22 protein-coding genes and 3 pseudogenes are annotated in these 20,169 nt (G+C 68.2%); 12 read left to right on the forward strand and 13 right to left on the reverse strand.

Annotated features, from left to right (window positions below):
* Positions 1 to 465: 465 nt before the first annotated feature.
* Positions 466 to 1,635, reverse strand: coding sequence for an IS630 family transposase (locus tag ACZ69M_RS50565; protein ID WP_470060454.1), 1,170 nt, complete (start codon positions 1,633 to 1,635; stop codon positions 466 to 468).
* 147 nt (positions 1,636 to 1,782) lie between these two features.
* On the reverse strand, positions 1,783 to 2,070 hold the full coding sequence (locus tag ACZ69M_RS50570; protein ID WP_470060455.1) for a hypothetical protein: 288 nt from the start codon (positions 2,068 to 2,070) through the stop codon (positions 1,783 to 1,785).
* A 54-nt stretch (positions 2,071 to 2,124) separates the two neighbouring features.
* On the opposite strand from ACZ69M_RS50570, the gene ACZ69M_RS50575 reads away from it, so the two are divergent.
* The 5 genes from ACZ69M_RS50575 to ACZ69M_RS50595 all read left to right on the forward strand — a co-directional run bounded on the left by ACZ69M_RS50575 (position 2,125) and on the right by ACZ69M_RS50595 (position 5,826).
* A complete protein-coding gene (locus ACZ69M_RS50575) occupies positions 2,125 to 2,856 on the forward strand; it encodes a MerR family transcriptional regulator (protein ID WP_470060456.1) in 732 nt (243 codons plus the stop codon).
* 1,026 nt (positions 2,857 to 3,882) lie between these two features.
* Positions 3,883 to 4,407, forward strand: coding sequence for an alpha/beta hydrolase (locus ACZ69M_RS50580; protein WP_470060457.1), 525 nt, complete (start codon positions 3,883 to 3,885; stop codon positions 4,405 to 4,407).
* Between the two features lie 78 nt (positions 4,408 to 4,485).
* The gene (locus ACZ69M_RS50585; RefSeq protein WP_470060458.1) at positions 4,486 to 4,773 is read left to right on the forward strand and encodes a hypothetical protein; all 288 of its coding nucleotides are present in this window, start codon (positions 4,486 to 4,488) and stop codon (positions 4,771 to 4,773) included.
* An 88-nt stretch (positions 4,774 to 4,861) separates the two neighbouring features.
* Positions 4,862 to 5,329: a transposase gene (locus ACZ69M_RS50590; RefSeq protein ID WP_470060459.1), complete on the forward strand. Its 468-nt coding sequence runs from the start codon at positions 4,862 to 4,864 to the stop codon at positions 5,327 to 5,329.
* 89 nt (positions 5,330 to 5,418) lie between these two features.
* Positions 5,419 to 5,826: a transposase gene (locus ACZ69M_RS50595; protein WP_470060475.1), complete on the forward strand. Its 408-nt coding sequence runs from the start codon at positions 5,419 to 5,421 to the stop codon at positions 5,824 to 5,826.
* A gap of 74 nt (positions 5,827 to 5,900) precedes the next feature.
* On the opposite strand, the gene ACZ69M_RS50600 is transcribed toward ACZ69M_RS50595, so the two are convergent.
* Entirely contained in the window at positions 5,901 to 7,079 is a 1,179-nt protein-coding gene (locus ACZ69M_RS50600) for an IS110 family RNA-guided transposase (protein WP_470060460.1), read from the reverse strand.
* Positions 7,080 to 7,274: 195 nt separating this feature from the next.
* On the opposite strand from ACZ69M_RS50600, the pseudogene ACZ69M_RS50605 reads away from it, so the two are divergent.
* Together ACZ69M_RS50605 and ACZ69M_RS50610 are read left to right on the forward strand one after the other, a co-directional pair.
* Positions 7,275 to 7,739 (forward strand): annotated as a pseudogene (locus ACZ69M_RS50605) (IS110 family transposase); the annotation flags it as partial.
* Between the two features lie 83 nt (positions 7,740 to 7,822).
* Positions 7,823 to 8,065, forward strand: a pseudogene (locus ACZ69M_RS50610) (integrase core domain-containing protein); the annotation flags it as partial.
* Between the two features lie 9 nt (positions 8,066 to 8,074).
* Here ACZ69M_RS50610 and ACZ69M_RS50615 read toward each other — a convergent pair.
* From ACZ69M_RS50615 to ACZ69M_RS50640, 6 genes are all read right to left on the reverse strand, one after another.
* The gene (locus tag ACZ69M_RS50615) at positions 8,075 to 8,578 is read right to left on the reverse strand and encodes a pyridoxamine 5'-phosphate oxidase family protein (protein ID WP_470060461.1); all 504 of its coding nucleotides are present in this window, start codon (positions 8,576 to 8,578) and stop codon (positions 8,075 to 8,077) included.
* Between the two features lie 72 nt (positions 8,579 to 8,650).
* Entirely contained in the window at positions 8,651 to 9,157 is a 507-nt protein-coding gene (locus ACZ69M_RS50620) for a MarR family winged helix-turn-helix transcriptional regulator (protein ID WP_470060462.1), read from the reverse strand.
* A 140-nt stretch (positions 9,158 to 9,297) separates the two neighbouring features.
* Positions 9,298 to 10,539 carry a Cmx/CmrA family chloramphenicol efflux MFS transporter gene (locus tag ACZ69M_RS50625; RefSeq protein WP_470060463.1) on the reverse strand — a complete coding sequence of 414 codons (1,242 nt, stop codon included), beginning with the start codon at positions 10,537 to 10,539 and terminating at the stop codon, positions 9,298 to 9,300.
* A 121-nt stretch (positions 10,540 to 10,660) separates the two neighbouring features.
* Complete coding sequence (locus tag ACZ69M_RS50630) at positions 10,661 to 11,674, reverse strand: nuclear transport factor 2 family protein (protein WP_470060464.1); 1,014 nt, start codon at positions 11,672 to 11,674, stop codon at positions 10,661 to 10,663.
* 43 nt (positions 11,675 to 11,717) lie between these two features.
* Positions 11,718 to 12,734 (reverse strand): LLM class oxidoreductase, encoded by a 1,017-nt coding sequence (locus ACZ69M_RS50635; RefSeq protein ID WP_470060465.1) that lies wholly within the window; start codon positions 12,732 to 12,734, stop codon positions 11,718 to 11,720.
* Between the two features lie 180 nt (positions 12,735 to 12,914).
* Positions 12,915 to 13,157, reverse strand: coding sequence for a hypothetical protein (locus tag ACZ69M_RS50640; protein ID WP_470060466.1), 243 nt, complete (start codon positions 13,155 to 13,157; stop codon positions 12,915 to 12,917).
* On the opposite strand from ACZ69M_RS50640, the gene ACZ69M_RS50645 reads away from it, so the two are divergent.
* A complete protein-coding gene (locus ACZ69M_RS50645) occupies positions 13,141 to 13,875 on the forward strand; it encodes a PucR family transcriptional regulator (protein ID WP_470060467.1) in 735 nt (244 codons plus the stop codon). The two genes, ACZ69M_RS50640 and ACZ69M_RS50645, sit on opposite strands and share 17 nt — an antisense overlap.
* A gap of 63 nt (positions 13,876 to 13,938) precedes the next feature.
* Positions 13,939 to 14,289 (forward strand): hypothetical protein, encoded by a 351-nt coding sequence (locus ACZ69M_RS50650; RefSeq protein WP_470060468.1) that lies wholly within the window; start codon positions 13,939 to 13,941, stop codon positions 14,287 to 14,289.
* On the opposite strand, the gene ACZ69M_RS50655 is transcribed toward ACZ69M_RS50650, so the two are convergent.
* Together ACZ69M_RS50655 and ACZ69M_RS50660 are read right to left on the reverse strand one after the other, a co-directional pair.
* A complete protein-coding gene (locus tag ACZ69M_RS50655; protein ID WP_470060469.1) occupies positions 14,229 to 15,344 on the reverse strand; it encodes an alkene reductase in 1,116 nt (371 codons plus the stop codon). The two genes, ACZ69M_RS50650 and ACZ69M_RS50655, sit on opposite strands and share 61 nt — an antisense overlap.
* Before the next feature lie 30 nt (positions 15,345 to 15,374).
* Positions 15,375 to 16,400 (reverse strand): LLM class flavin-dependent oxidoreductase, encoded by a 1,026-nt coding sequence (locus ACZ69M_RS50660; protein WP_470060470.1) that lies wholly within the window; start codon positions 16,398 to 16,400, stop codon positions 15,375 to 15,377.
* A 66-nt stretch (positions 16,401 to 16,466) separates the two neighbouring features.
* Between ACZ69M_RS50660 and ACZ69M_RS50665 the strand changes: the two genes are divergently transcribed.
* A complete protein-coding gene (locus ACZ69M_RS50665) occupies positions 16,467 to 16,904 on the forward strand; it encodes a MerR family transcriptional regulator (protein ID WP_470060471.1) in 438 nt (145 codons plus the stop codon).
* An 18-nt stretch (positions 16,905 to 16,922) separates the two neighbouring features.
* Here ACZ69M_RS50665 and ACZ69M_RS50670 read toward each other — a convergent pair.
* Positions 16,923 to 17,340: pseudogene (locus tag ACZ69M_RS50670) on the reverse strand (Lrp/AsnC family transcriptional regulator).
* Positions 17,341 to 17,444: 104 nt separating this feature from the next.
* Here ACZ69M_RS50670 and ACZ69M_RS50675 point away from each other — a divergent pair.
* Both ACZ69M_RS50675 and ACZ69M_RS50680 read left to right on the forward strand, forming a co-directional pair.
* Positions 17,445 to 18,167: an AzlC family ABC transporter permease gene (locus ACZ69M_RS50675; protein WP_470060472.1), complete on the forward strand. Its 723-nt coding sequence runs from the start codon at positions 17,445 to 17,447 to the stop codon at positions 18,165 to 18,167.
* Entirely contained in the window at positions 18,160 to 18,492 is a 333-nt protein-coding gene (locus ACZ69M_RS50680) for a branched-chain amino acid transporter permease (RefSeq protein ID WP_470060473.1), read from the forward strand. The genes ACZ69M_RS50675 and ACZ69M_RS50680 overlap by 8 nt, the downstream gene beginning before the upstream one ends.
* Before the next feature lie 27 nt (positions 18,493 to 18,519).
* Here ACZ69M_RS50680 and ACZ69M_RS50685 read toward each other — a convergent pair whose 3' ends face one another.
* Positions 18,520 to 20,055 (reverse strand): protein-disulfide reductase DsbD domain-containing protein, encoded by a 1,536-nt coding sequence (locus ACZ69M_RS50685; protein WP_470060474.1) that lies wholly within the window; start codon positions 20,053 to 20,055, stop codon positions 18,520 to 18,522.
* Positions 20,056 to 20,169 lie beyond the last annotated feature (114 nt).

Below are 20,169 nucleotides of genomic sequence, written 5' to 3' on the forward strand. Positions count from 1 at the left end.
CGGTGGGAGCCCGTGGGGGAACTGTGGGCCTTCGACGAGTCGGGGCCGTCCGAGTGGACGCTGGATTGGCTGGCCGCGGCAGCGCGGGGCGAGGGGATCGAGGTGGGCCGCTCGCAGGTTCGCCGCATCCTTCTCGCGGAGGGTGTGCGCCGGCGTCGTACCCGGTCCTGGATGCGGTCGAAGGACCCGGACTTCGTCCCAAAAGGACAAGGATCATCGGTCTCTACACCCACCCGCCCGAGGACGCGACGGTGATCTGCGCCGACGAGCTGGGGCCGGTGATCCCCCCTCGACTGCACAGCACGCGCGCCCGAGGCGTACGCGCAGTCCGCGTGCGTCCAGCACGAATCCAACACGGTATAGAGACGAGGGGTGATGACAGGTGACGAGAGGTCAGAAAATCCAGCACCCATCCAGCACGGTAAGAACCTAAGTGGTCGGCGCTGGAAGTCCTTCGGGGGTTGATCAGGCTGCCAGGGCAGCGGAGGATTCTTGGTGTCGGTCGGCGGGTGTGTGTCGGTCGAGCCGGGCCAGTAGATCGTCCAGGTCGGAGGTGGTGAATCTCCACTGGAACGGCTGTGCCGTGGCGTTGTAGCGGTCTTCGAATGCTCGGAGCCGGTCCCCGACCTGGGCCAGGTCGGTGAAGTCGTTGGGTGAGACGACCCTGCGCTGCACGACGGAGAAGAAGATCTCGATCTGGTTCAACCAGGAGGCGTGCACCGGGGTGTGGACCAGGACCGCGTTCGCGAAGGCGGCCGACAGTCGGTCCGCGGCCTTCTTGCCGCGGTGGGAGGAGCCGTTGTCGACGACCCAGAACACTCGCTTCGCGCTCGCGTAGGGCTCCTGGCTCATGACCTGGGCGACCAGGCTCATGAACGGGTCGATGCCGGTGGTCGGCTCGCAGCGGCCGGACACCTGTGCGGCGTGGACGTCATAGGCGGCCAGGTAGGCCAGCGCGCCGCCGCGCCCGTAGGTGTGGTTCACCCGCATTGCTCGGGCCCGCCCCGGTGGCAGGGTTGGGTGGCAGCGGCAGCGGGCCTGGATGGAGGTCTTCTCGTCGGCGCTGATGACGTATTCGTCCGTGCCCAGGGGCTCGCCCTGCCAGGTGCGGGCGTACAGGTCCAGCACCCGCTGGGCTTTGGCGCGGAAGTCCGGGTCGGTGATGAAGATCCAGGAGCGGTACTGCCAGGGTTTGAGCGCGTCCTCGCGCAGCCAGCGGCGCACCGTGGACGCCGAGATGCTGTCTGTGATGCCACGCGCGGTCAACTCGGCTGCCAGTTCCGGGCACGACCAGCGCGACAGCGGCACGCCGGTCTCGGCCGGTAACTGGCAGGCCAGTGCCTTGGTCTCGGCGACTTGCGCGGGGGTGAAACGGGCGGGGCGACCGGAGCGTTTACGGTCGGCCAGGGCCGGCAAGCCGCCGTGGGCGAACCGGCCCCGCCAGGTCCGCACCGTATCCACGTGCAGGCGGGTCTCGGCGGCGATACGGGCGTTGGAGCGTCCCCGAGCCGCGTGCAGCACGATTTGCGCGCGCATCCGGGCCTGGTACTCGGTCTTGTGGCCGTAGGCCGCCTTCTTCAGCTGGTGCCGGTCAGAGGCGGTCAGGATGATCGGGCAGGCGATGGCAGCAGGCAAGGAGGGCAACGGTCAATCTCGGGAGGGTCGTTCAGGTCGGTTAAGCACCCTGATCCGACGCGCCGTGACGCGCAGGCGATCAAGGGCAATACTCTGGCCTGAGCGCGCCGACCGCGGCCTGGACGGCTGCTGCGGCTGGTCAGATCCTCAATCCCGATCTCCGTCGGCCGGTGCCTTCAATAGTCGATTGACCTCGTCCCTGGCCTCGTCGTACCCGGCGTCGGCGATCCGTTGGAGCTCGCGCAGGTCGCCGGTCGCGGTCGCGCGTCGAGTGAGCAGAAACCCAGCGTGCATGGATCCCTCGTCCAACAGCTCGCTCAGTTCCCCGAGGTCGCCGGCTGCGTCGGCGAGGTCGGCCAGCCGGTCCAAAGCAGTCTCGTTGCCCTCGTCAGCCAGCTCGCGCAGGGTCTCCCGGTCGATATTCGTGTTCGCCATGACGCCATCGTGCGACCCTGCCCCAAGGGAAAGGTCAAGTGGGACGATGGCCGGGTGATCACCATCGGGCAGCTGGCAAAGTACATCGGAGTCTCGATCAAGACCATTCGCGTCTACCACGACAAGGGGCTGCTCCCCGAGCCCGACCGCGATGCGTCCGGCTACCGGCGGTACGGCGCGAGCGACGCCATCAACCTGATCAAGATCCGGACGCTCGCCGAAGCCGGCGTCCCCCTGGCCCGTATCCGAGACCTGCGATCAGCGACCGACGAGGATTTCCAACAGGCGCTACGCGAGATCGACGACGAGCTCGCCGCCAGCATCCGCGGCCTGCAGGTAACCCAGGGTCGCCTGCGCGAGCTCGCCGCCGGGCAGCTGGCACCGCTGCCCGGCGAGGTCGGTGCCCATCTGGAGCACCTGGCCCGATGGAGATTCACCCCTCGATGGCTGGACCTGCAACGCGACCTGTGGATCCTCGTGTTCGCCACCTACCCAGACCGCGCAACCACACTGTTTCACGACCAAGCCGAGGCCCTGGCCGATCCGGCGCTGCGGGAGCTCTTCCTCGACTACGACCACGCGCACGACCTCGACGCCCACGATCCCCGCATCGACGGCCTCGCCCGCCGGATCGCCAAGGCGACCCGGGAACGCTACGGAACCGACGAACTGCCCGAGCTGGATGCAGCCTCCGAGATCCCCGCCCTGATCCAAGGCACAGTCAACGCCTCCTCCCCGGCATGGCAGCGACTCGACACGCTCATCCGTGCACAACTGGACACGTGACTCCGCCGATCACCGCTCGGCACGGACCCTCACGTCAACCCCCGAAGGACTTCCAGCGCCGACCACTAAGGGCCTGACCCCGAAGAGTCAGACCCCTGTTGACCTGCGCTTTTATCAGATCATTGAAGTGGTGCTGCGTCGCCCGCTAGACATTGAAGCGGAACTCCACCGCGTCGTCGGACATGTACTACCCCGCCTAGGGCTCCGTTGTTCTCGCGGTTGGCCCCAGAGCCACGGGTATGGGTTCGATACCCCAAGTCGGCCGCCGATTGACGGTTCGTGGCGAGCGGCGGGCCTGTGCGCAAGAGATCGACACCGATTGGATCTGGGCCAGCCACCTGGTGACCTGGCTGGACCGCGACGAGATCCGGCTCGTGTCCACCGAGGCCCAGAAGATCCACGACCACATCCAGTCCGGACTCCTCGCTATCCACCTTCACGCCCACGACGGTCACACCACCGTTGCCGTGGGCACCTACCGGCACGCCGACAGCGTCCACCTCCACGGCTGGGACCAAGGTGAGCCTCGGCGCGGCGATGCTGCCGGGTGGCTAGGACGGGCGCTGGTGCCCGCCCTATGCAACGGACGGTGCTCCCAAGTAACCCAGCGGTTCCCGACGACGTGGAACCCTCCGAGTAGATGCATGCATCTCTGGGCCGATTCGGGCCGGGATCGCGTGGCTCGCTCTGGCCCGGGCGCGCACTGTCACCAGGCGGGAGAGCCCGCTTCCAGATGGTGTCCTGCGCGGGACAGCATCACTTTCGCAGGTCACCACCCTCTACTTTCGTAGGGGGGCGACATCGCCGCACGGCGGATCTGCTGTAGCACGAAGCCACCTAACGTCGCTTCATGCTCCTCCTCGAATTAATCCACAGCCTTCTGAGCCGCAGGGCACCGACTCCGGGCGGCAAGACCAGGCATTCGGGCCACCGGCAGGGCCGGCAACCCTCGGCACCCCCCGCGCGGACCAACACGGTGGCCAGCCTCCTCACCCACATCCCAGCACGTCCGACGAGAAGAGACCCATGCCCACCGGACTCACCCCAGCCGCTCTCCCCGCACCGGTGCTGTATTGGATACACGACGACGACATGATCGCGAAGGTGGCCCTGAGGGCGGGGGTCACCCTGGTGTCCGTATCTGCAGAAGGCGGATTGGAGGACTGCTACGCGGGCCTGCTCCAGGCGGCCCATGAAGCCGACAGAGCCGTCTTCGGCCCTCGGCAGATCATCGTGGGTGGCGCAGGAATTGGCGGCGGAATGGCCGCTGCGCTGTCGTCGCTGGCCCACGAGCGCGGCGGCCCTGCCCTGACGGGCCAATTGCTCGTGAACCCCGCATTGGACGGGGGCAGTCCGGACGGACTGCCCCCGACTTTCATCGACGTGGGCTCGGGAGACCCGTTTCGGGAGCGGAGCGTCGACTACGCGTACCGCATCTGGAGGGCGGGCGGGCAAGCCGAGTTTCACCTGTGGCCCGGTTCCCCGAAAGCAGCCGTCGACCGTGAGACCACAGCCGCGCGGTTGAACTGGCTACGCCGCCGGTTGGCCTAGGGCCTTCATTGAGTCGTGATCAAACTGCCTGCTGCATAAGCGGTGGCGGCCGCCTGCGGCGACTCGCGTGAGACGTCCATGAGCAGCGATCTGGAAGTAAGTGCTCTGGCGATCAATGTCGTGATCCCGCAGGCGCTCCGCTGGACGGACACTCGACGCGATGAAGCATTCACGCTGACCACACTCAACGTTCGGCTCCTCCCGGACGGTCACCTCGCCGTGAAGGCCTATGGCAGACCAGTCGCTGGTGGTCGGGGCGCATACGTCTCGTTCCCAGTCCCCGATAAACCCGAACTGGCGGCCCTGGTCTCTGACGCTGCCAGCCGTGCCGGGGCGTTGTGGGCTGCTCATCGTGGTCTCGACTGATCTTAGGTCGCATATTGGGCCGTGATCATTCTGCGGGCACCGCCCTCGCGACGGGGCCTGAACCGGTAGATCTTCTTGCGCGACGCGAGTGCAACTGACTGACGGGGAATGGGAGTTCATCGGGCCGTACCTGCTGATCGGAGAGTACGGCCCCTACCCCGAGCGGCTGCGGCAGCAGTTCGAGGGTGTGATCTGGCGGTTCAAGACCGGTGGGCAGCGGCGGGAGATGCCGCAGGAGTTCGGCGCCTGGTCCATTGTGCACAACCGCTTCCGACAGTGGCGTGACGCCGGAGTCTTCGAGGCCTTGTTGGAGGGCCTGATCGCGGAAGCAGCGAAGCGGCGTGAGGTGGACCTGTCCCTGGTCAGCATCGATTCCACCACCGCGCGGGCACACCACGACGCCGCCGGGATGCACGTGAACCAGGACGTTCTCACCGCCCTGGAGAAGGCCAGGTCAAAAGGGGCGGCTCCGAAGAACAAAACGGGCAGGAAGCCGAAGCAGATCCCGAACGGGAAGAGCGACGACGCACCCGGCGCCGACGCAGACTCCGCCTGAAGGCCGCCCTCCTGGGACGCTCCAGGGGTGGGCAGACCAGCAAGGTCCACCTCGCCGCCGACCGCAAGTGCCGGCCGCTGGCGTTCATCCTGAGCGCGGGACAGGCCGCGGACAGCCCGCAGTTCATCCCCGTACTCAAGAATGATACGGGTCCGTGGCCCCTTCGGCCGCCCCCGCATCCGCCCGGACGCGGTCGCCGGGGACAAGCCTACTCGTCCCGCGGCAACCGGGCCCACCTGCGACAACGCGGCATCAAGGCAGTGATCCCGGAGAAGAAGAACCAGGCCTCCAACCGAAAGAAGAAGGGCTCCGGGGGTGGTCGGCCCGTCAGACACGACGCCGACCTCTACAAGGAGAGGAACACCGTCGAGCGGCTGATCAACAAGCTCAAGGCCTGGCGAGGCATCGCCACCCGATACGACTGTGAGGATGTTGGGGTGCCGCCTCGGGCGGTGGTCTGGCCCGCGATACGACTGGCCCTGGTGCCTTGGTTTTGATCTGCCGACCACCGTCTGAGGCGGTGCGTGCTGCCGCCGGACCGGTGGGCGTGTCCCGATAGCGCCTCTGTGTGTCAAGCTGCGGTTGCGAGATGGCTGCGACGGTCTCGTTTCATGATCCGGTAGACCACGTTGGAGAGGCGTCGTTTCAGGGCCCGGCGGGCCTCTGCGGGCGTCTTGCCTTCCGCGATCTTGCGCCGGTAGTAGTCCTGGCCGCGACCGGGATTGCGGATCTGGCAGACGGCGACAATGTGCAGCGCGGAGTTCAGGGCACGGTTTCCGCCGGTGTTGAGCCGGTGCCGGATGTTCTTCCCGCTGGAGGCGTCCAGCGGTGCCGCGCCGACATAGCTGGCGAAATGGTGTTCAGTCGGGAAGCGATCGATGTCGCCGATGTGGCCGAGGAGCCTCGCGGCGAGCACGGTGCCCAGGCCCGGCAGCGACGTCAGCGTGGTTTGCGACGCGGCCAGGGCATCGCGCATCTGGGCCTCGTTCTCCTTGGCCTGCCGGTCCAGCCGACGCAGGTGGGCCAGCAGATCACGGGCTATGTCGCGGCGGCAGTCGTCTGTGGCCGTGATCGGGCGGATGCCCTTCATTAGTGTGGCGGCCTTGTCCGCCGAGAGGCCGGTGGGGGCTCCGCCGGGCAACAGGTCGCGCAGGACGGCGTGGAGGCGGTTGGTGGTGCGGGTCCGCTCGTTGACCAGGTCGTCATGACGCTCTGTGAGCAATCGGAGGATGGTGGACTGGTCCTCCGGAGTGACCTTGCGCAGGTCCTGGCAGAAGAGCGCGGCCTGGGCGACATGCAGGGCGTCGGCGGGGTCGGTCTTGCGGTCCCCTCCGGTGGCCAGCAGGCGTGCACGCGCGGACAGGGTGGAGGGGACGTCCACTATGTCCTCGCCCGCGACGGCCAGTTGCTGGGCGAGCGCGCGGCCCAGGCCGCCGGCGCCTTCGATGGCGAAGCAGCGCTCGGGCCACGGCTCGCACCAGCGCATCAGCTGCGTGAAGGTGCCGGCGTTGACGACGAAGCGCCGTTGGCCGGTCTTGTGGCCTGCACCGTCCACGGCGACGGCGGTGTGAGAGGACTTGTGGGGGTCGATCCCGATCGTGATCACGCGCATCCCGGTCTGTACTCGAAGCGGCGAAGTATGCGGTGGACACCCTGACTTGAAGTAGCGGTCGCACACGTTCATGCCTCTGTCGAGCCACACCGCGTGGGTGTCGGCCGGCGGCGGCACGCTATCGGAGAGCCAGCCCATGGGCGGCAAGGGGCACTGCGGGCCCGTGCCGACCGACACCCTGGACGCTACGGCTGCAGACCGCGCGTCTGGGCCCGATTCAACAAGTCAGGGGCCTTCGCGACAGGCACCGTCACAGTCCTGACCGCCTCACCCAGCCCGGCGTCGGCCACCGGTGTTCCCGAGGCGTTCAGGAGACAGGCGACCGTGCCCAGCATGACTCAGCAAACCCATCCGCTTCACCCCACCGCTGATCAGCACGAGCAGGTACTGCTCGGAGTCGACACACACAAAGATGTCCACGTGGCTGCGGTCATCACCGGTACCGGAGTCCTGCTGGACACGCGAGGCTTCTCCACAACCCGGGATGGCTATCGCCAACTCCTCTCCTGGGCACGTACTTTCGGACAGTTACAGCGGGCCGGAGTGGAATGCACTGGCTCCTACGGAGCCGCCCTGACCCGCTATCTGCACCATGAGGGCATCACTGTCACCGAGGTCAACCAGCCCGACAAGGCAGCCCGCCGCCGACACGGCAAGTCCGACTCCATCGACGCGGCAGCCGCCCGGGCAGTTCTCTCCGGCCGGGCCACGGCCACCGCCAAGACGACCGACGGCCCAGTTGAGGCGATCCGGCTGTTCAAGATGGCCAAGACTTCCGCGGTCAAAACTACGCTCACTACAACAGCCCGGTGTTGCAACGACCGGTTGAACTCGCCCAATACACGTCTTGGGAACTTCGTTGCAAGCTCCGCTCGTTGGGCCTGCGGGCGTCGGTCGGCCGCACCGGTGTCTGTTGGGACAATGCGATGGCTGAATCATTTTTCGGCGCCCTCAAAAACGAACTCGCACACCGAACTACGTTCCCAACACGCGCCCATGCCCACCGGGCCATCGTCCGCTACATCGAGATGTTCTACAATCGAAAACGCCTCCACTCCGGACTCGGCTACAAGACTCCCGCAGAAGTCCACGCCGAGTACGAAGAGTTGCAGGCAGCGGCATAACGAGAACCCTCAACACCGCTGTCCGAGAAGCGCAGGGCCCCTCAGTCGCTCGGTGCCTTCCGGATCGCGCAGCGCGTAAGGCCCGGGCTTGCCCATGTACTTGGTCCACATGCGGTCGAGCTGTGCGGTGACGCGTGGGCCCTCGACCGGGTCGTCCTCGGAGATCTCGCGGCTGACCGTCGTCTTGATGCTCATCCAGTGGTAGGGGTTCTGCGGATTCATCAGCAGGAACGACGCCTTGGGCGTGCGGCGCAGCCACTCGACCTTCTTGCGGTGGGAGGCCAGGTTCAGCAGCACCAGATCCCCCTCGTAGTCGAACCACACCGGGGTCAGGTTGGACAGGCCGGTGCTGCCGATGACGGACACGGCCGCGGTCACGGGACCGTCGAGCAGTTGGTTGTAGACGGGGTCCACGTCGCCGAGGCTCGTCACGGTGGTCCGGTCACCGACCTGGAACTGGCCGGGCTGAGTGCCGTCGGCGACATCCCGGAACTTCGACACGGAGAACGACATGTTCCAACTCCTCACGAACGGGGGCCATCGGACCGACCGCAGGCCAGGGCGGGAACGAGGCGTATGGAGCGCTCAACAGTCATCGTGCGTGGAGGTGTGTGTCGGCACAGCGGGCGAGCCCATCGGTGGTGGGAACGAGCCCACCGCCTTCACCAGCGACGCCAGTTCTGGCTGCCTGGCTGCGTCCTCGTATGCCCTCCGTAGGGCGGCGAGGTATGTAGGACGGGCCGCCGCCAGGAGCCTGTGCCCGTCCTCTGTGACGTCGGTGTAGATGCCGCGGCGGTCGGTAGGGCACAGGTAGCGCCAGAGCAGTCCGCGGTCCTCGAGCCGGGCGACCAGTCGCGTCCTGGCGCTCTGACTCAGGGCGACCGCGTGCTCGATCTGCCCCATTGTCAAGTGCCCGCCTGTGCCGTCGTGCTGGCGGCTCAGTACGTCCAGAACCAGGTACTCGCGTGCGCTCAGGTGATGAGTGGTCCGCAGCCCTCGGTCGATGCAAGCCTCCACCTGCCCGTGCAGGCGGCAGAGGAGACGCCACGCCAGCGCCGGCGAGTGGGCGGCCAAGTCCGTCGTCGGCGTCAATGGAGTGCTCCTTCATGCTTGTCGATGACTGTGCGGCCTGCGGTACGTGAGTCCAGGTGTCCGGGGCCGGGAGCGGTGACGCCGCTGCCGGCCCCGGATGTGCGCCCTGCCCGGTGATCCATGGCCGGGCAGGGCGCAGATCAGTGGCGAGCCATTTCTGCCTCGTGCTGCGACTCGGCCGGCGACTGCGTGACCACACGGCTGCCGCGCGGAGCGCGGTACTGCAGGTGCCCCGCCCACAGGGTGCCGACGAGAGCGAGGGCGGCGAGGGCCGCGCCGACCCAGGCGACGGAGGTGAAGCCCAGCCCGGCGCCGATGGTCAGGCCGCCGAGGGCGGGGGCGACGGCGTTGCCGACGTTGAAGGCGGCGATGTTGCCCGCACCCGCCATGGTCGGCGCCTTGGGAGCGATCACGAAGACGCGGGACTGGAGAACGGGGTTGGTGATGTAGCCGCCGAAGCCGACCACGAACAGCAGGACGAGGACGACGGCCACGACGGACGCGGACAGCGCCAGAACGACGGAGCCGACGGCCAGCACGCCGGTGCCGATGGCGAGGGTACGGATGGGACGCTGCCCCGCGGTGCGTCCACCGATCGTCATGCCGACCAGGCCACCGACGCCGACCAGGGCGAGCAGCGCGGGCAGCCAGGACTCGGACAGACCCGTGATGTCGGTGAGCAGCGGCGCGATGTAGCTGAAGGTGACCATGAACGCGCCGAAGGCCAGTGCGGTCAGCGCGTACGACAGCCATAGCTGGCCATTGGCCATGGCACGCACCTCGGCCCGCACGGTGCGGCGTTCAGCGCTGTCACCGGTGCCGCGCGGGACGGCGAAGACAGCGGCGACCAGGCTGACGACGGTGCCGATGGCGACGGTCCAGAAGGTGGCCCGCCAGTCGGCCATGCCGCTGATCAGCGTGCCCGCCGGCACACCGATGATCGTGGCCAGGGTGAGCCCGCCCGCGACGACCGCGACCGCCCTGGCCTTGGCCTCGGCGGACACCATCGAGACGGCCGTGGCCACGGCGACGCTCCAGAACCCGGCGTACACGGTGGCGCTGATCACCCGGGTGGCGAACAGGACCCCGTACCCCGGAGCCAGGGCGCCGACGACGTGCGCCGCGATGAAGACGGCCTGGAATGCGATCAGCGTCGTACGGCGGGGCCAGTTGAGCGTGGCCACGGCGAGCAGCGGCGCCCCGATGACCATGCCGATGGCGAACGCGGAGACGAGCAGTCCGGCCTGCGGGATGGAGACGTCGAGATCTCCGGCGATGCCGGGGATCAGCCCGGAGAGCATGAACTCCGAGGTGCCCTGGGTGAAGATCCCCAGGCCGAGTATGTACACGGCGAGGGGCAGTCGGGCTTTCGTGGTGGACACGAGGAAAAACTCCTGAAGTGCGGTGCGCTGCGGTGCGGTTCAGTGCGAGCCGGCGCGAAAGGGGAACCGGGCGACATCGGCCGGATGGTGCGGAGGGCGGCTGTGGTGCCGCCGAACGGGGCTACGAGCGGGTGTCCGCCCCCGCTTGGACCCAGCCGGGGATGTAGTCGAGCCAGTCGAACTTCCACAGTCCGTTCTCGCGCCGGAGCCGGCTCTCATAGCGCGCGCCGTAGACGGGGGCGTCGAGGGTCTCCTTGGTGGGCGCGAACGGTACGACACGGAAGAGATCCATCGTGGCGCGGTCGCCGGTGACCGTGACACGGAACTCGTCGGCGGCGTGCTGCATATAGGGCTGGCCCGTACGGAGTTCCTTCAGGGCCGCGACGATGTCCCGGCCGCTGCCCAGGCGGCCGAACGGTGCCAGGTTCGCCGTCGCGTCGGCGGTGAAGGCGGTGGTCAGGAGGCTGAAGTCGGCCTGGTCCAGAGCCCAGGCGTAGCGGAAGTACGCCTCGGTGACCTGCTGCTCGGCGCTGCCCTGCTCGGTCGGCTCGGGCACGACGTGCCAGGGCGCGTCGAGTTCGCTCAAGGTCGCCGGTGCCTGCCGGTCATCGGGCCACGCTGACGTGCGTCCCGCGAAGGACCAACCGGGCGCGTGGGCGCGGTTGCCGTGCTGCCAGTCCAGATCGAAGCGGACCTGGTCGATCAGCCAGCCCCGCACCGTGCGGACGTACGTGTTGACGAAATGCCCGCCGAAGAGGAAGGCGTCCAGGCTGCCGTCCGTACTACCGTCCTCGCGCTCGTCGGCCAGCGTGCCCAGAAGGTACGCGCTCTGCCGCGCGGTCGCCCCGGACACCGCCACGTAGGAGTTGGTCGTCCGATACCTCGTCAGCCCCGTCGTGGGCGCCCGCTGGATCAGTCCCGCGGAGGTCGCGGACGCGCCCGTGAAGCGGCCGAGGTGGCTGAGGTGAGCCGTGGCCTGCGGGGTGAGGAGGTCGGCCAGGGCCGCCTGGTTGCGGGTCCGCCACGCCTCGATGAACGCGGCGAAGACGGCCTTGATCCTTCCGCGCTCGGAGGTTCCGGAGGGGTTGGCGTCCGCCCGGCGGGGGTGTGCGGCCATGCTGAGTGGATCTGTCATGCGCTCGGCTTCCAGGAATCGTGGTGTGTCGTGCTCTGCCGTGTCATGCGGCATCGGGGCCGGGGACGACCGACCCGCCGGGCGGGAAGTGCGGCAGAACGTACTCGCCGAGCTCGTCGATGACCTCCGGGACCGGGCGCTGGCTGTGCTTGAAATTGATCATCAGCTGGTCGATGCCGATGTCCTGCCAGGCGTGCATGATCTCCAGGAGCGGTTCGCGGCCGACACTGATGCCCTGGTGGATGGGGCGGGGCGCGGCCTTCGGGTCGTCGGTCAGGTCGATGTAGGTGGCCTGGTTGAAGGGCTTGAAGGTGCCCTCGTCGCGGTGGGTGAGACGGCGCCAGCGCTGGATGTTCTGCGCCTGCAGATCGAGGGGCGGGGTGTAGTACAGCCAGCCGTCCGTGTGCTCCGCGATCCAGTCGATCTCCTGGCGGCCGCGGCCCGTCATGAAGACGGGGAGCCGGCCGTGCGTGGGCTTGGGCAGCAGATCGGTCGTGCTCATCTCCCCCAGGGGGGAGGAGATCTGCGGGAAGCGCTGCTCGGTGGCCTGGCGCAGGTAGGCCAGGGTGTCGCGGAAGCGTTCACCGCGGGTGTCGTAGTCGATGCCGTACGCGGGGAACTCGACGGCGCGGTCGCCGGTGGCCACCCCGAGCAGCAGCCGGCCGCCGGAGAGGTGGTCGATGCTGGTGGCGGCCTTGGCGGTGTCGAGGGGGTGGCGCAGCGGCAGGACGACGCTGGAGGTACCCAGGCTGATCCGCTCGGTCGTGGCGGCGAGGTAACCGAGGTAGGCCCAGGTGTCGAAGACCTGTCCCGTGTCACCGAAGCCCGGGTCGAGCAGGGGGACGTCGCGCACCCACACGGCCGCGAAGCCGGCGCGTTCGGCCTGCTGGATCACCTTGACGTGATCGGCCATGGTGGGGACCGCGCCGTGGAATCCCTCGAGCGGTGTGATGACACCGACGGTCATGCCGCCTTCGCGGAAGCCGTGCCGCAGACCGGGATGGTCGGCCCACGGAGAGGGGCGCTGCCCCAGTACGTCGATCGCTGCGTTGTCGTTCATGACAGCAACGCTAGAAATTGACATCGATGTGAAGGTCAAGCCTTCCCGGGGTGGCATTGGTCACACATGCGGCGGGATGGTGGCCGCCCCGGAAAACGGCAGTCGAGCCGGGCCCGCAAGGGGCCCGGCTCGACGACTGGTGGCTCTCGACCGAAGGGGAGGCTGCGGCCGTTCTCGGCGTCAGCCGTTGGTGAGAGCGACCTTCATGGCGCCAGTCTCGGCGGCGCGCGTGAAGACGTCGTACCCGGCCATGGCGTCACTGAGCGGGAGGCGGTGGCTGATCATCTGGGTGGCGTCGAGGGCACCCGTGGCGATGGAGTTCATCAGCTGCGGGATGGTGAGCCCGGACGGAATGCCGGTGGTGAGGGTGATCTGCTTGGCCCAGAGAGATCTCGTCGCGGAACTCGTGAGCGGGAAGCTCACCGACCCGGAGGCTGTCGTCGCCCGCGCGGACCGCCTCGGCAGTGACCTGCGCCTTCCGCAGCGCGTCCTGGCCGTCCGGACGGAACAGTCCACGGAAGCGATCACCACTCAGGTGTTGCGCCTGGTCCAGTCGCTCGTCCTGTCCTGCCCGAGGTCCAAACCACTGCTTGCCCTACGTGACGGGGTGATCGTCATCGTCGCACCGGCTGTGGACCCGCGTGTGGCGGACGACCTCGCGCAGCACATCAGGGCCGTCTGCTCGCAGTCGGTAGAAGCGGGCGTGCGCGTCGCGGCCGGCGAGATCTGCCCGGGGACGGAGCAACTCCCCGGGGCCTTCCGCCAGGCCCTCGGCCTGCTCCGGCTGATCCCGTATACCCCCGACGAGGACGTCCTCACCGTCTCCTCGGCAGGCGTGATCGGCCTGCTGCTTGCGGATGTGGACCCCCACCGCATGGGCGTTCTCGCCGAGCAGTGGATCGGTCCGCTGAGGGAGTACGACCGGCGCCGCGGCACCGACCTCGTCTCGACCCTGCGCAGCTACCTCGACCACGACCTCAACACCCAAGAAACCGCAGCGTCCCTCTTCGTCCACCCCAACACCGTCGGCCTGCGGGTGAAGCGGATAGAGAGCCTGCTCAGTGTCTCCCTGACGCGCGTCGGCGACTTGACCACCCTGCACACGGCTTTGGCGATCGATGACATCGTCCGCCGCATCTGACTGTGCGCCCGGGCAAGGGCTGCCCGACCCGGGGGACGGTCCACCCTGGTGATAGGTGTCGGCGTGATCGTCAACATGGTGTCGCCGGACAAGGCGTTCCTCTACATCACGTCAGTCTCCACCTGCGTGGGCCTATGGACCTGGATCATGATCCTCATCTGCCATCTGCGCTACCGAGCGAAGGTCCGTTCCGGGCAGCTATCGGCCGCGGAATTCCGCATGCCGGGCGCTCCGGTCACCAACTGGCTCGCCCTCGGCTCGCTCGGCTTCGTTGTCGTCTTGATGGTGGCGGATGCCGACAGCCGTCGGGGGGTGTACGTCTGGTGCCTCTGGTTCGCGGCCCTCGCCATCGGCTACCACGTCTCCAGGAGTGCTGCGCGTGCCTCCTCTGCGAGGTCGCCGAGTGCCGGGTAGTCGGTGTAGCCGCGGTGATCGCCGCCGTACAGGCCGTTCTCCACAAGGGAGTTGAGCGAGGCCCCGGTGCGCAGGCGGGTCACGAGATCCGGGTTGGCGATGAAGCCCCGGCCGAAGGCGACCAGATCGGCACCGCGCCGCAGCCATGCCGCGGCCGCGCGCTCCTTGGTGGTGTCGTCGGGGTCGGCCGCGCGGGGGGTGACCAGAAGCACGGTAGGCCACAACTTACGTATCTGCTCGTCGAGTTCACGGTCACCGCTCTCGGTGAGGTGCAGATAGCCGATGCGATCGCACGCCACCTCCCGCAGCAGCGCGGGGTAGGAGCGGTGCGCGAGAGGTTCCTGCACGTCGCCGTAGGTGTCGCGGGGCGAGATGCGCAGGCCGACGCGGTCCGCACCGATCGCCTCGGCGACCGCCCGCACGATCAGGGCGGTCAGACGCGCGCGCCCCTCCGGGGTGGCACCCCATTGGTCGGTACGGGTGTTGCTGTTGTCGGCGAGGAACTGGTGCAGCAGAAATCCGTTGGCCGCGTGGATCTCGACACCGTCCAGGCCGGCGGCCACGGCTCGCCGGGCGGCGTGCACGAACGAGTCGATGACGAGCTGTATCTCAGCAGACGCCAGCTCCTGTGGCCGAACGGCAGGGCGTCGCCCACCCGACGTGTAGATCTCCGAATCGGCGGCCTGCGCGGACGGTGCGACAGGCTGCGCGCCATCCGGAAGAAAGGACGGATGGGCCAGGCGCCCGGCATGGACGAGCTGGACGAAGATCCGGCCACCGCGGGCGTGTACGGCGTCCGCGACACGTGCCCATCCGCGCTGATGGGCGTCGGTGTGCAGGCCGGGAGCGCCGGGCCCGGTCCGGCCTTCCTCGCCGACGTGGGTGCTCTCGGCGACGATCAGTCCGGCGCCGGCCCGCTGGGCGTAGTAGGTCGCCATGAGCTCGGTGGGCGTGCCATCGGCCTCGGCCCGCGCCCGCGACATCGGCGCCATGACGACGCGATTGGGCAGGCTGAGGGTGCCGAGCCCGACGGGCTCGAACAAAGTGGCAGTCACTGGGGTGCTCCTCGGAATCAGTGGGTTGCGTCAGCCGAGCCACGCCTCGGCAAGCAGCTCGTGGCTGCGGATGCGGTCCTTGAGATCCCACGCCTCGGACATGATCATCAACTCGTCGGCCCCGGTGCGTCTCGCCAGCTCGATCAGCCCCTTGCGCACGGTTGCGGGCGAGCCGACATGGGACTCACGCAGCATGCCTTCTACGGCCGCGCGTTCGGCGGGATTCCAGAGCGCCTCCATGTCGTCGACGGGCGGCAGGAACTGCATGTTTCCGCGTACGAGCGTCAGGAAGCGCTGCTGCATCGACGTGAAGACGCGCCGAGCCTCGGCGTCGGTGTCGGCGACCACCGCACCGGCCGAGACGATCGCGTACGGCTTGTCCAGGACGGCCGAGGGGCGGAAGTTCGAACGGTAGGTGTCGAGCGCGAGCAGCAGCTGGTCCGGGGCGAAGTGCGAGGCGAAGACATACGGCAGTCCCTCCTGAGCGGCCAGTGCCGCACCGAAGGTGGACGAGCCGAGGATGTAGACCGGCACCTCGGAGCCCTGCCCGGGAATCGCCCGCACGCGCTGCGTCGGCCGGGCCGGGCCGAGGTGGTCGCGGACCTGGGCGACCTCGGCGGGGAAGTCCTTCGCGTCGCCGCCGCGGCGCAGTGCGCGTACGGTCCACGGGTCGGTGCCCGGCGCACGGCCGAGGCCCAGGTCGATGCGGCCGGGGTGGAAGGCGGCAAGCGTGCCGAACTGCTCGGCGACCACGTACGGCGCGTGGTTGGGCAGCATGATGCCGCCCGCGCCCACCCGGATCCGCTCGGTGGCCGCGGCGACCTCGGCCATCACCACGACCGTCGCGGAGGAGGCGAGCCCCTCCGCGTTGTGGTGCTCGGCGATCCAGTACCGGTGATAACCGGCGGCATCGGCGGCCCGCGCGGTCGCGAGGGTGTCGCTCATGGCCTGGGAGGCGTCGTCGCCCTTGCGGAACGGCATGAGGTCGACGGTCGACACGGGAATGTTCGGAATCTTCGAGGAGCGGCTGCTCGACCGCGGAAGTGTCGTACTCATGTGAAGGACGGTAAACTCGACCATCGATGTCAAGGTCAAGCCGACTCGAAGTGAAGTGCGTCACCAATGAAGATCAGTGAACTGTCCCGCCGTACCGGCGTCAGCACCCGACTCCTGCGCTATTACGAGGAGCAAGGTCTGCTCACCCCCACCCGCCTGCCCAACGGGTACCGCGACTACGCGGACACCTCGGTCGAGCGGGTCGAGCACGTCCGCGCACTGCTCAAGGCAGGCCTGAGCACCGACGTGATCCGCGAGGTCGCGCCCTGCTTCCACGGCTTGGGCCCGGACATGCGCCCCGAGGTGCACCCCGACCTGGTGGCCAACCTCGCCCGCGAGCTCGCCGAGATCGAGGAGCGTATCGACACCCTGATCCGCAACCGGGACTCCATCCGCTGCTACCTCACTGAGGCCGCGGGCGGCGACCCGCGCGACCCGGAAGAAGTCTCCGCCAGGGCGCGAGCGGTCGATCGGAATCTGAACGTCAGCGCCGTACGGGGCTGACAGCAGGCATTCGGCTGCTCAGCCGTCGGCCTTGATCGTCTTCATGGTCAGCCGGGACTCCACGCGCAGCACGGCAGGGAGTCCGCTGAGCTTGTTCATCAGGAAGTCCTCGTACGCGGCATGGTCGGCGACCGCGACGCGCACGAAAATAGTCGGGACGCCCGTAGAGGCGCCGGAACTCGACGACCTCCTCGTACGAGGCCACAGTCGCCTCGAACTCCTCGGTGGTCCTGCGGTCATTGGCGTAGATCTCGACGTCGATGAAGACCTCCAGGCCGCGACCCACCGCCAAGGGGTCGATCACGGCCCGGTAGCCGGTGAGCACGCCGGTCTCCTCCAGTCGCTTGACCCGGCGCAGGCGCGGTGGCGGGGTCAGGCCGACCCGCCGGGCCAGCTCGACGTTGGAGAGACGGCCGTCCTGGCGCAGGTGAAACAAAATTTCTCGATCAAGCGCATCTAGGTTCACTTCATTGCCAATAGGGAGATCATAGTGCCACCATTGGCAATCAAATTAGGCTGACACTTATCTAAAATTGTTGCATGCGAATACGTCCTGTCGACGCGCGAGCCACCTCGGGTGATGCCCGGGCCGCCCTCGCCGACGCTGCCTCCGTGGGTCTGGGAATGATTCCGCTCGGCCTCGCCTTCGGGGCGCTGGTCGTCCAGTCCGGGCTCGATTGGTGGTGGGCGGGACTGTCCACCGCCCTCATCTACGGCGGATCGTTCGAGTTCCTGCTGATCGGCATGGTCGTGGCGGGGGCCCCGCTCGTCTCGATCGCCGTGGCCGCCTTCCTGGTCCAGTGCCGACACGTCTTCTACGCGCTGTCCTTCCCGTTGGACCGTGTCCGCAGCCGCCGCGGCAAGATCTACAGCACGTTCTCCCTCACGGACGAGGCCTACGCCCTGACCGCCACGGAGCGGTCCCGTGAGTGGTCGGGCCGCCGCATCCTGTGGATGCAGCTCTTCCTGCACCTGTTCTGGGTCGTCCCGTCCACTGCCGGAGCGCTGCTCGGCTCCCTCGTCCCGGGCCGCATCCCTGGCCTGGATTTCGCGCTGACCTCGCTGTTCACCGTCCTCGCCCTGGATGCGGTGCGCGAGAACGGCAAGAACCTCTCCACCCCGCTGCTCGCTCTGCTGAGCGCCCTGGCCGCCCGCCTCATCGCTCCCGCGGAGATGCTGCCGGTCGCGTTCGCCCTGTTCACCGCCGGACTGCTTGCCCGCCGTCTCGCCACCCGTGGAAAGCCGAGCCCCGCCCATGTCTGACAGCACTTACGCCGTGGTCGCGATCCTGGTCACCGCCGCGGTCACCTGGGCCCTGCGCGCCCTGCCCTTCGCGGCCCTCGCCCCGCTGCGGGCGAGTACAACGGTCCGGTATCTCGGCGCCACCATGCCGGTCGGCGTCATGGTGATCCTCGTCGTGTACTGCCTGCGCGACATCCCCGAGGCGAGCGGCATGCAGGCCGTCCCTCCGCTGGCGGCGCTCGCTGTCACCGTCGCCCTACATCTGTGGCGCCGCAACGCGCTGCTGAGCATCGTCGGCGGTACGACCGTCAGCGTGGTCCTGGCCGGCCTGCTCCTCGGCCACTGAACGGGGCCGGCGGTCGGGAGTGCTGGCTCAGTCCCCGGCGGTCGCGTGGATGTGCACCGTGGTCGGAGGAGTGCAGGACTGCTGGTCGCACACCTGCACCCGGACGGCCAGCTGGACCGTGTCCGAGGCGCCGCGCACGGTGAGCGGTACTGCGACCTGCCCGTAGTGGTGGAAGTCCGCCGACTCCGGGAACTCCGGCTCGGTCACGATGACATGGTCGGACGTCACCTCGACGGAGGTGACGATCCCGTCCGTGGCTCCGGGGCCGTAGATGTAGTAGCCGGGCCTCAGGAACACATGCAGGACGAGCCGGAGATCGGCGCCGACACGGCGTGCCGTCACCCAGACAATAGACGGGCCCGCCTCCTCGGAGCTGGAGCGCGGAACGGTGAGGACGGGCAGGTCGTCCCGGGCGATCCAGCGGTAGCCGGCCCAGTCTGAGAAGAACATCCGGTTCCGGTGCATGGCGAGCCAGTCGCGCTCGGCCGCGGCGTTCTCCGGGGTGCGGCGGACATAGCGTTCCCAGAGTCGCCGGGCCCGGTCGCCGTCCAGGCCCTCCTCGTCCAGACGCGGGGCGATGGTGTCGAGCAGCGCGGGGTCAGTGTTGGCGAGGCCCAGGGCGACCAGGTCCGCGTCCACCACGAACTGTCCGTCGTTCTGGACGCCCTCGCGACGCAGATAGCCGTGGTTCGCGTCGTACCAGGCGAGGGCCGACTCGGGCGTCGTACCGACGCCGTCGGGGATGTCCGGGCCGAAGGATTCGGCAAGAAACTTCTTCGGATCTCCGGCCTGGGGGTGGTCCAGGAAACCGAGGGGAACCGGCAGGGTCTCGCGCGACCACACCACACGCAGCGCCTCGACGGGGGCGTCGGCGAACTTCTTGATGTAGTGCAGGCAGTTGAGGAACAGGGCCTTGCCCAGGTCGGTGAAGTTCTCGGGAACGTCGTGGAAACCCCACTGGAGGAACCGGGCCTGGCGGGCGACTCCGTTGAAGTCATGGGCCTTCATGTTGATGCCGCCCAGGATGGGCTCGCAGTCCGGCGAGTCCAGGAACCCTGCGCTCGAGGAGACCAGTCCCGGGTATACGTCCTCGGGCGTTGCGGCGTGGATGTCGGCGACCGTGAGCTCCGCGGGCGGGTTCTTGCCGGCGAACTCAAGGAAGTTCTCCGGGGTGGGGATGGTCCGGGTGGCCAGGGCCGGCACCGGGACGGGACCCTTGAAGATCGGGTGGCCGACCGCGGTGTCGTCGATGATCGCCTGCTGGTCCATGCAGAGGCAGCCCCAGTCCCAGCCCACCTTGAGGCCGATCGCGTCGGCGGCCTTGCCGCCCATGCCGCCGATCAGGACCGTGGGGAGCGGAAGGGCGGCGTCGGTGAGCTCCTCCGGCGGGCGGGGCTCCTCATCCGGGTCGCCGTCCACGATCGCGATGTCGCTGCCGGTGAAGTCGAGCGAGCCGAGGTCGGCGACGCTGACGACCTTGACGGTGGTGAAGTGCTCGGAGAGGAAGGCGGTCCAGCTGTCCGCCCGTTCGGTTCCGGGCTGGCCTATGTAGAGCGCGCGCATGGTCGGTGCCTTTCTTAGGATCAGGTTTCGAGGCATGCCGAATACCGCCGCCGCAGCCGAGTACGGAGCGCTGAGGGAAATCGGCAGAGAAGAGAAGAAGGGGGGCGAAGAAGA

This window comes from Streptomyces sp. NPDC107454, from assembly GCF_055582885.1.

Excerpts from the sequence above, each read along its gene's own strand:
- ACZ69M_RS50570 (WP_470060455.1), bottom strand. The coding sequence starts at position 2,070 with ATGGCGAACACGAATATCGACCGGGAGACCCTGCGCGAGCTGGCTGAC.
- ACZ69M_RS50580 (WP_470060457.1), top strand. The coding sequence starts at position 3,883 with ATGCCCACCGGACTCACCCCAGCCGCTCTCCCCGCACCGGTGCTGTAT.
- ACZ69M_RS50585 (WP_470060458.1), top strand. The coding sequence starts at position 4,486 with ATGAGCAGCGATCTGGAAGTAAGTGCTCTGGCGATCAATGTCGTGATC.
- ACZ69M_RS50600 (WP_470060460.1), bottom strand. The coding sequence starts at position 7,079 with ATGGGCTGGCTCTCCGATAGCGTGCCGCCGCCGGCCGACACCCACGCG.
- ACZ69M_RS50615 (WP_470060461.1), bottom strand. The coding sequence starts at position 8,578 with ATGTCGTTCTCCGTGTCGAAGTTCCGGGATGTCGCCGACGGCACTCAG.
- ACZ69M_RS50630 (WP_470060464.1), bottom strand. The coding sequence starts at position 11,674 with ATGACAGATCCACTCAGCATGGCCGCACACCCCCGCCGGGCGGACGCC.
- ACZ69M_RS50635 (WP_470060465.1), bottom strand. The coding sequence starts at position 12,734 with ATGAACGACAACGCAGCGATCGACGTACTGGGGCAGCGCCCCTCTCCG.
- ACZ69M_RS50660 (WP_470060470.1), bottom strand. The coding sequence starts at position 16,400 with ATGAGTACGACACTTCCGCGGTCGAGCAGCCGCTCCTCGAAGATTCCG.
- ACZ69M_RS50665 (WP_470060471.1), top strand. The coding sequence starts at position 16,467 with ATGAAGATCAGTGAACTGTCCCGCCGTACCGGCGTCAGCACCCGACTC.
- ACZ69M_RS50675 (WP_470060472.1), top strand. The coding sequence starts at position 17,445 with ATGCGAATACGTCCTGTCGACGCGCGAGCCACCTCGGGTGATGCCCGG.
- ACZ69M_RS50680 (WP_470060473.1), top strand. The coding sequence starts at position 18,160 with ATGTCTGACAGCACTTACGCCGTGGTCGCGATCCTGGTCACCGCCGCG.
- ACZ69M_RS50685 (WP_470060474.1), bottom strand. The coding sequence starts at position 20,055 with ATGCGCGCGCTCTACATAGGCCAGCCCGGAACCGAACGGGCGGACAGC.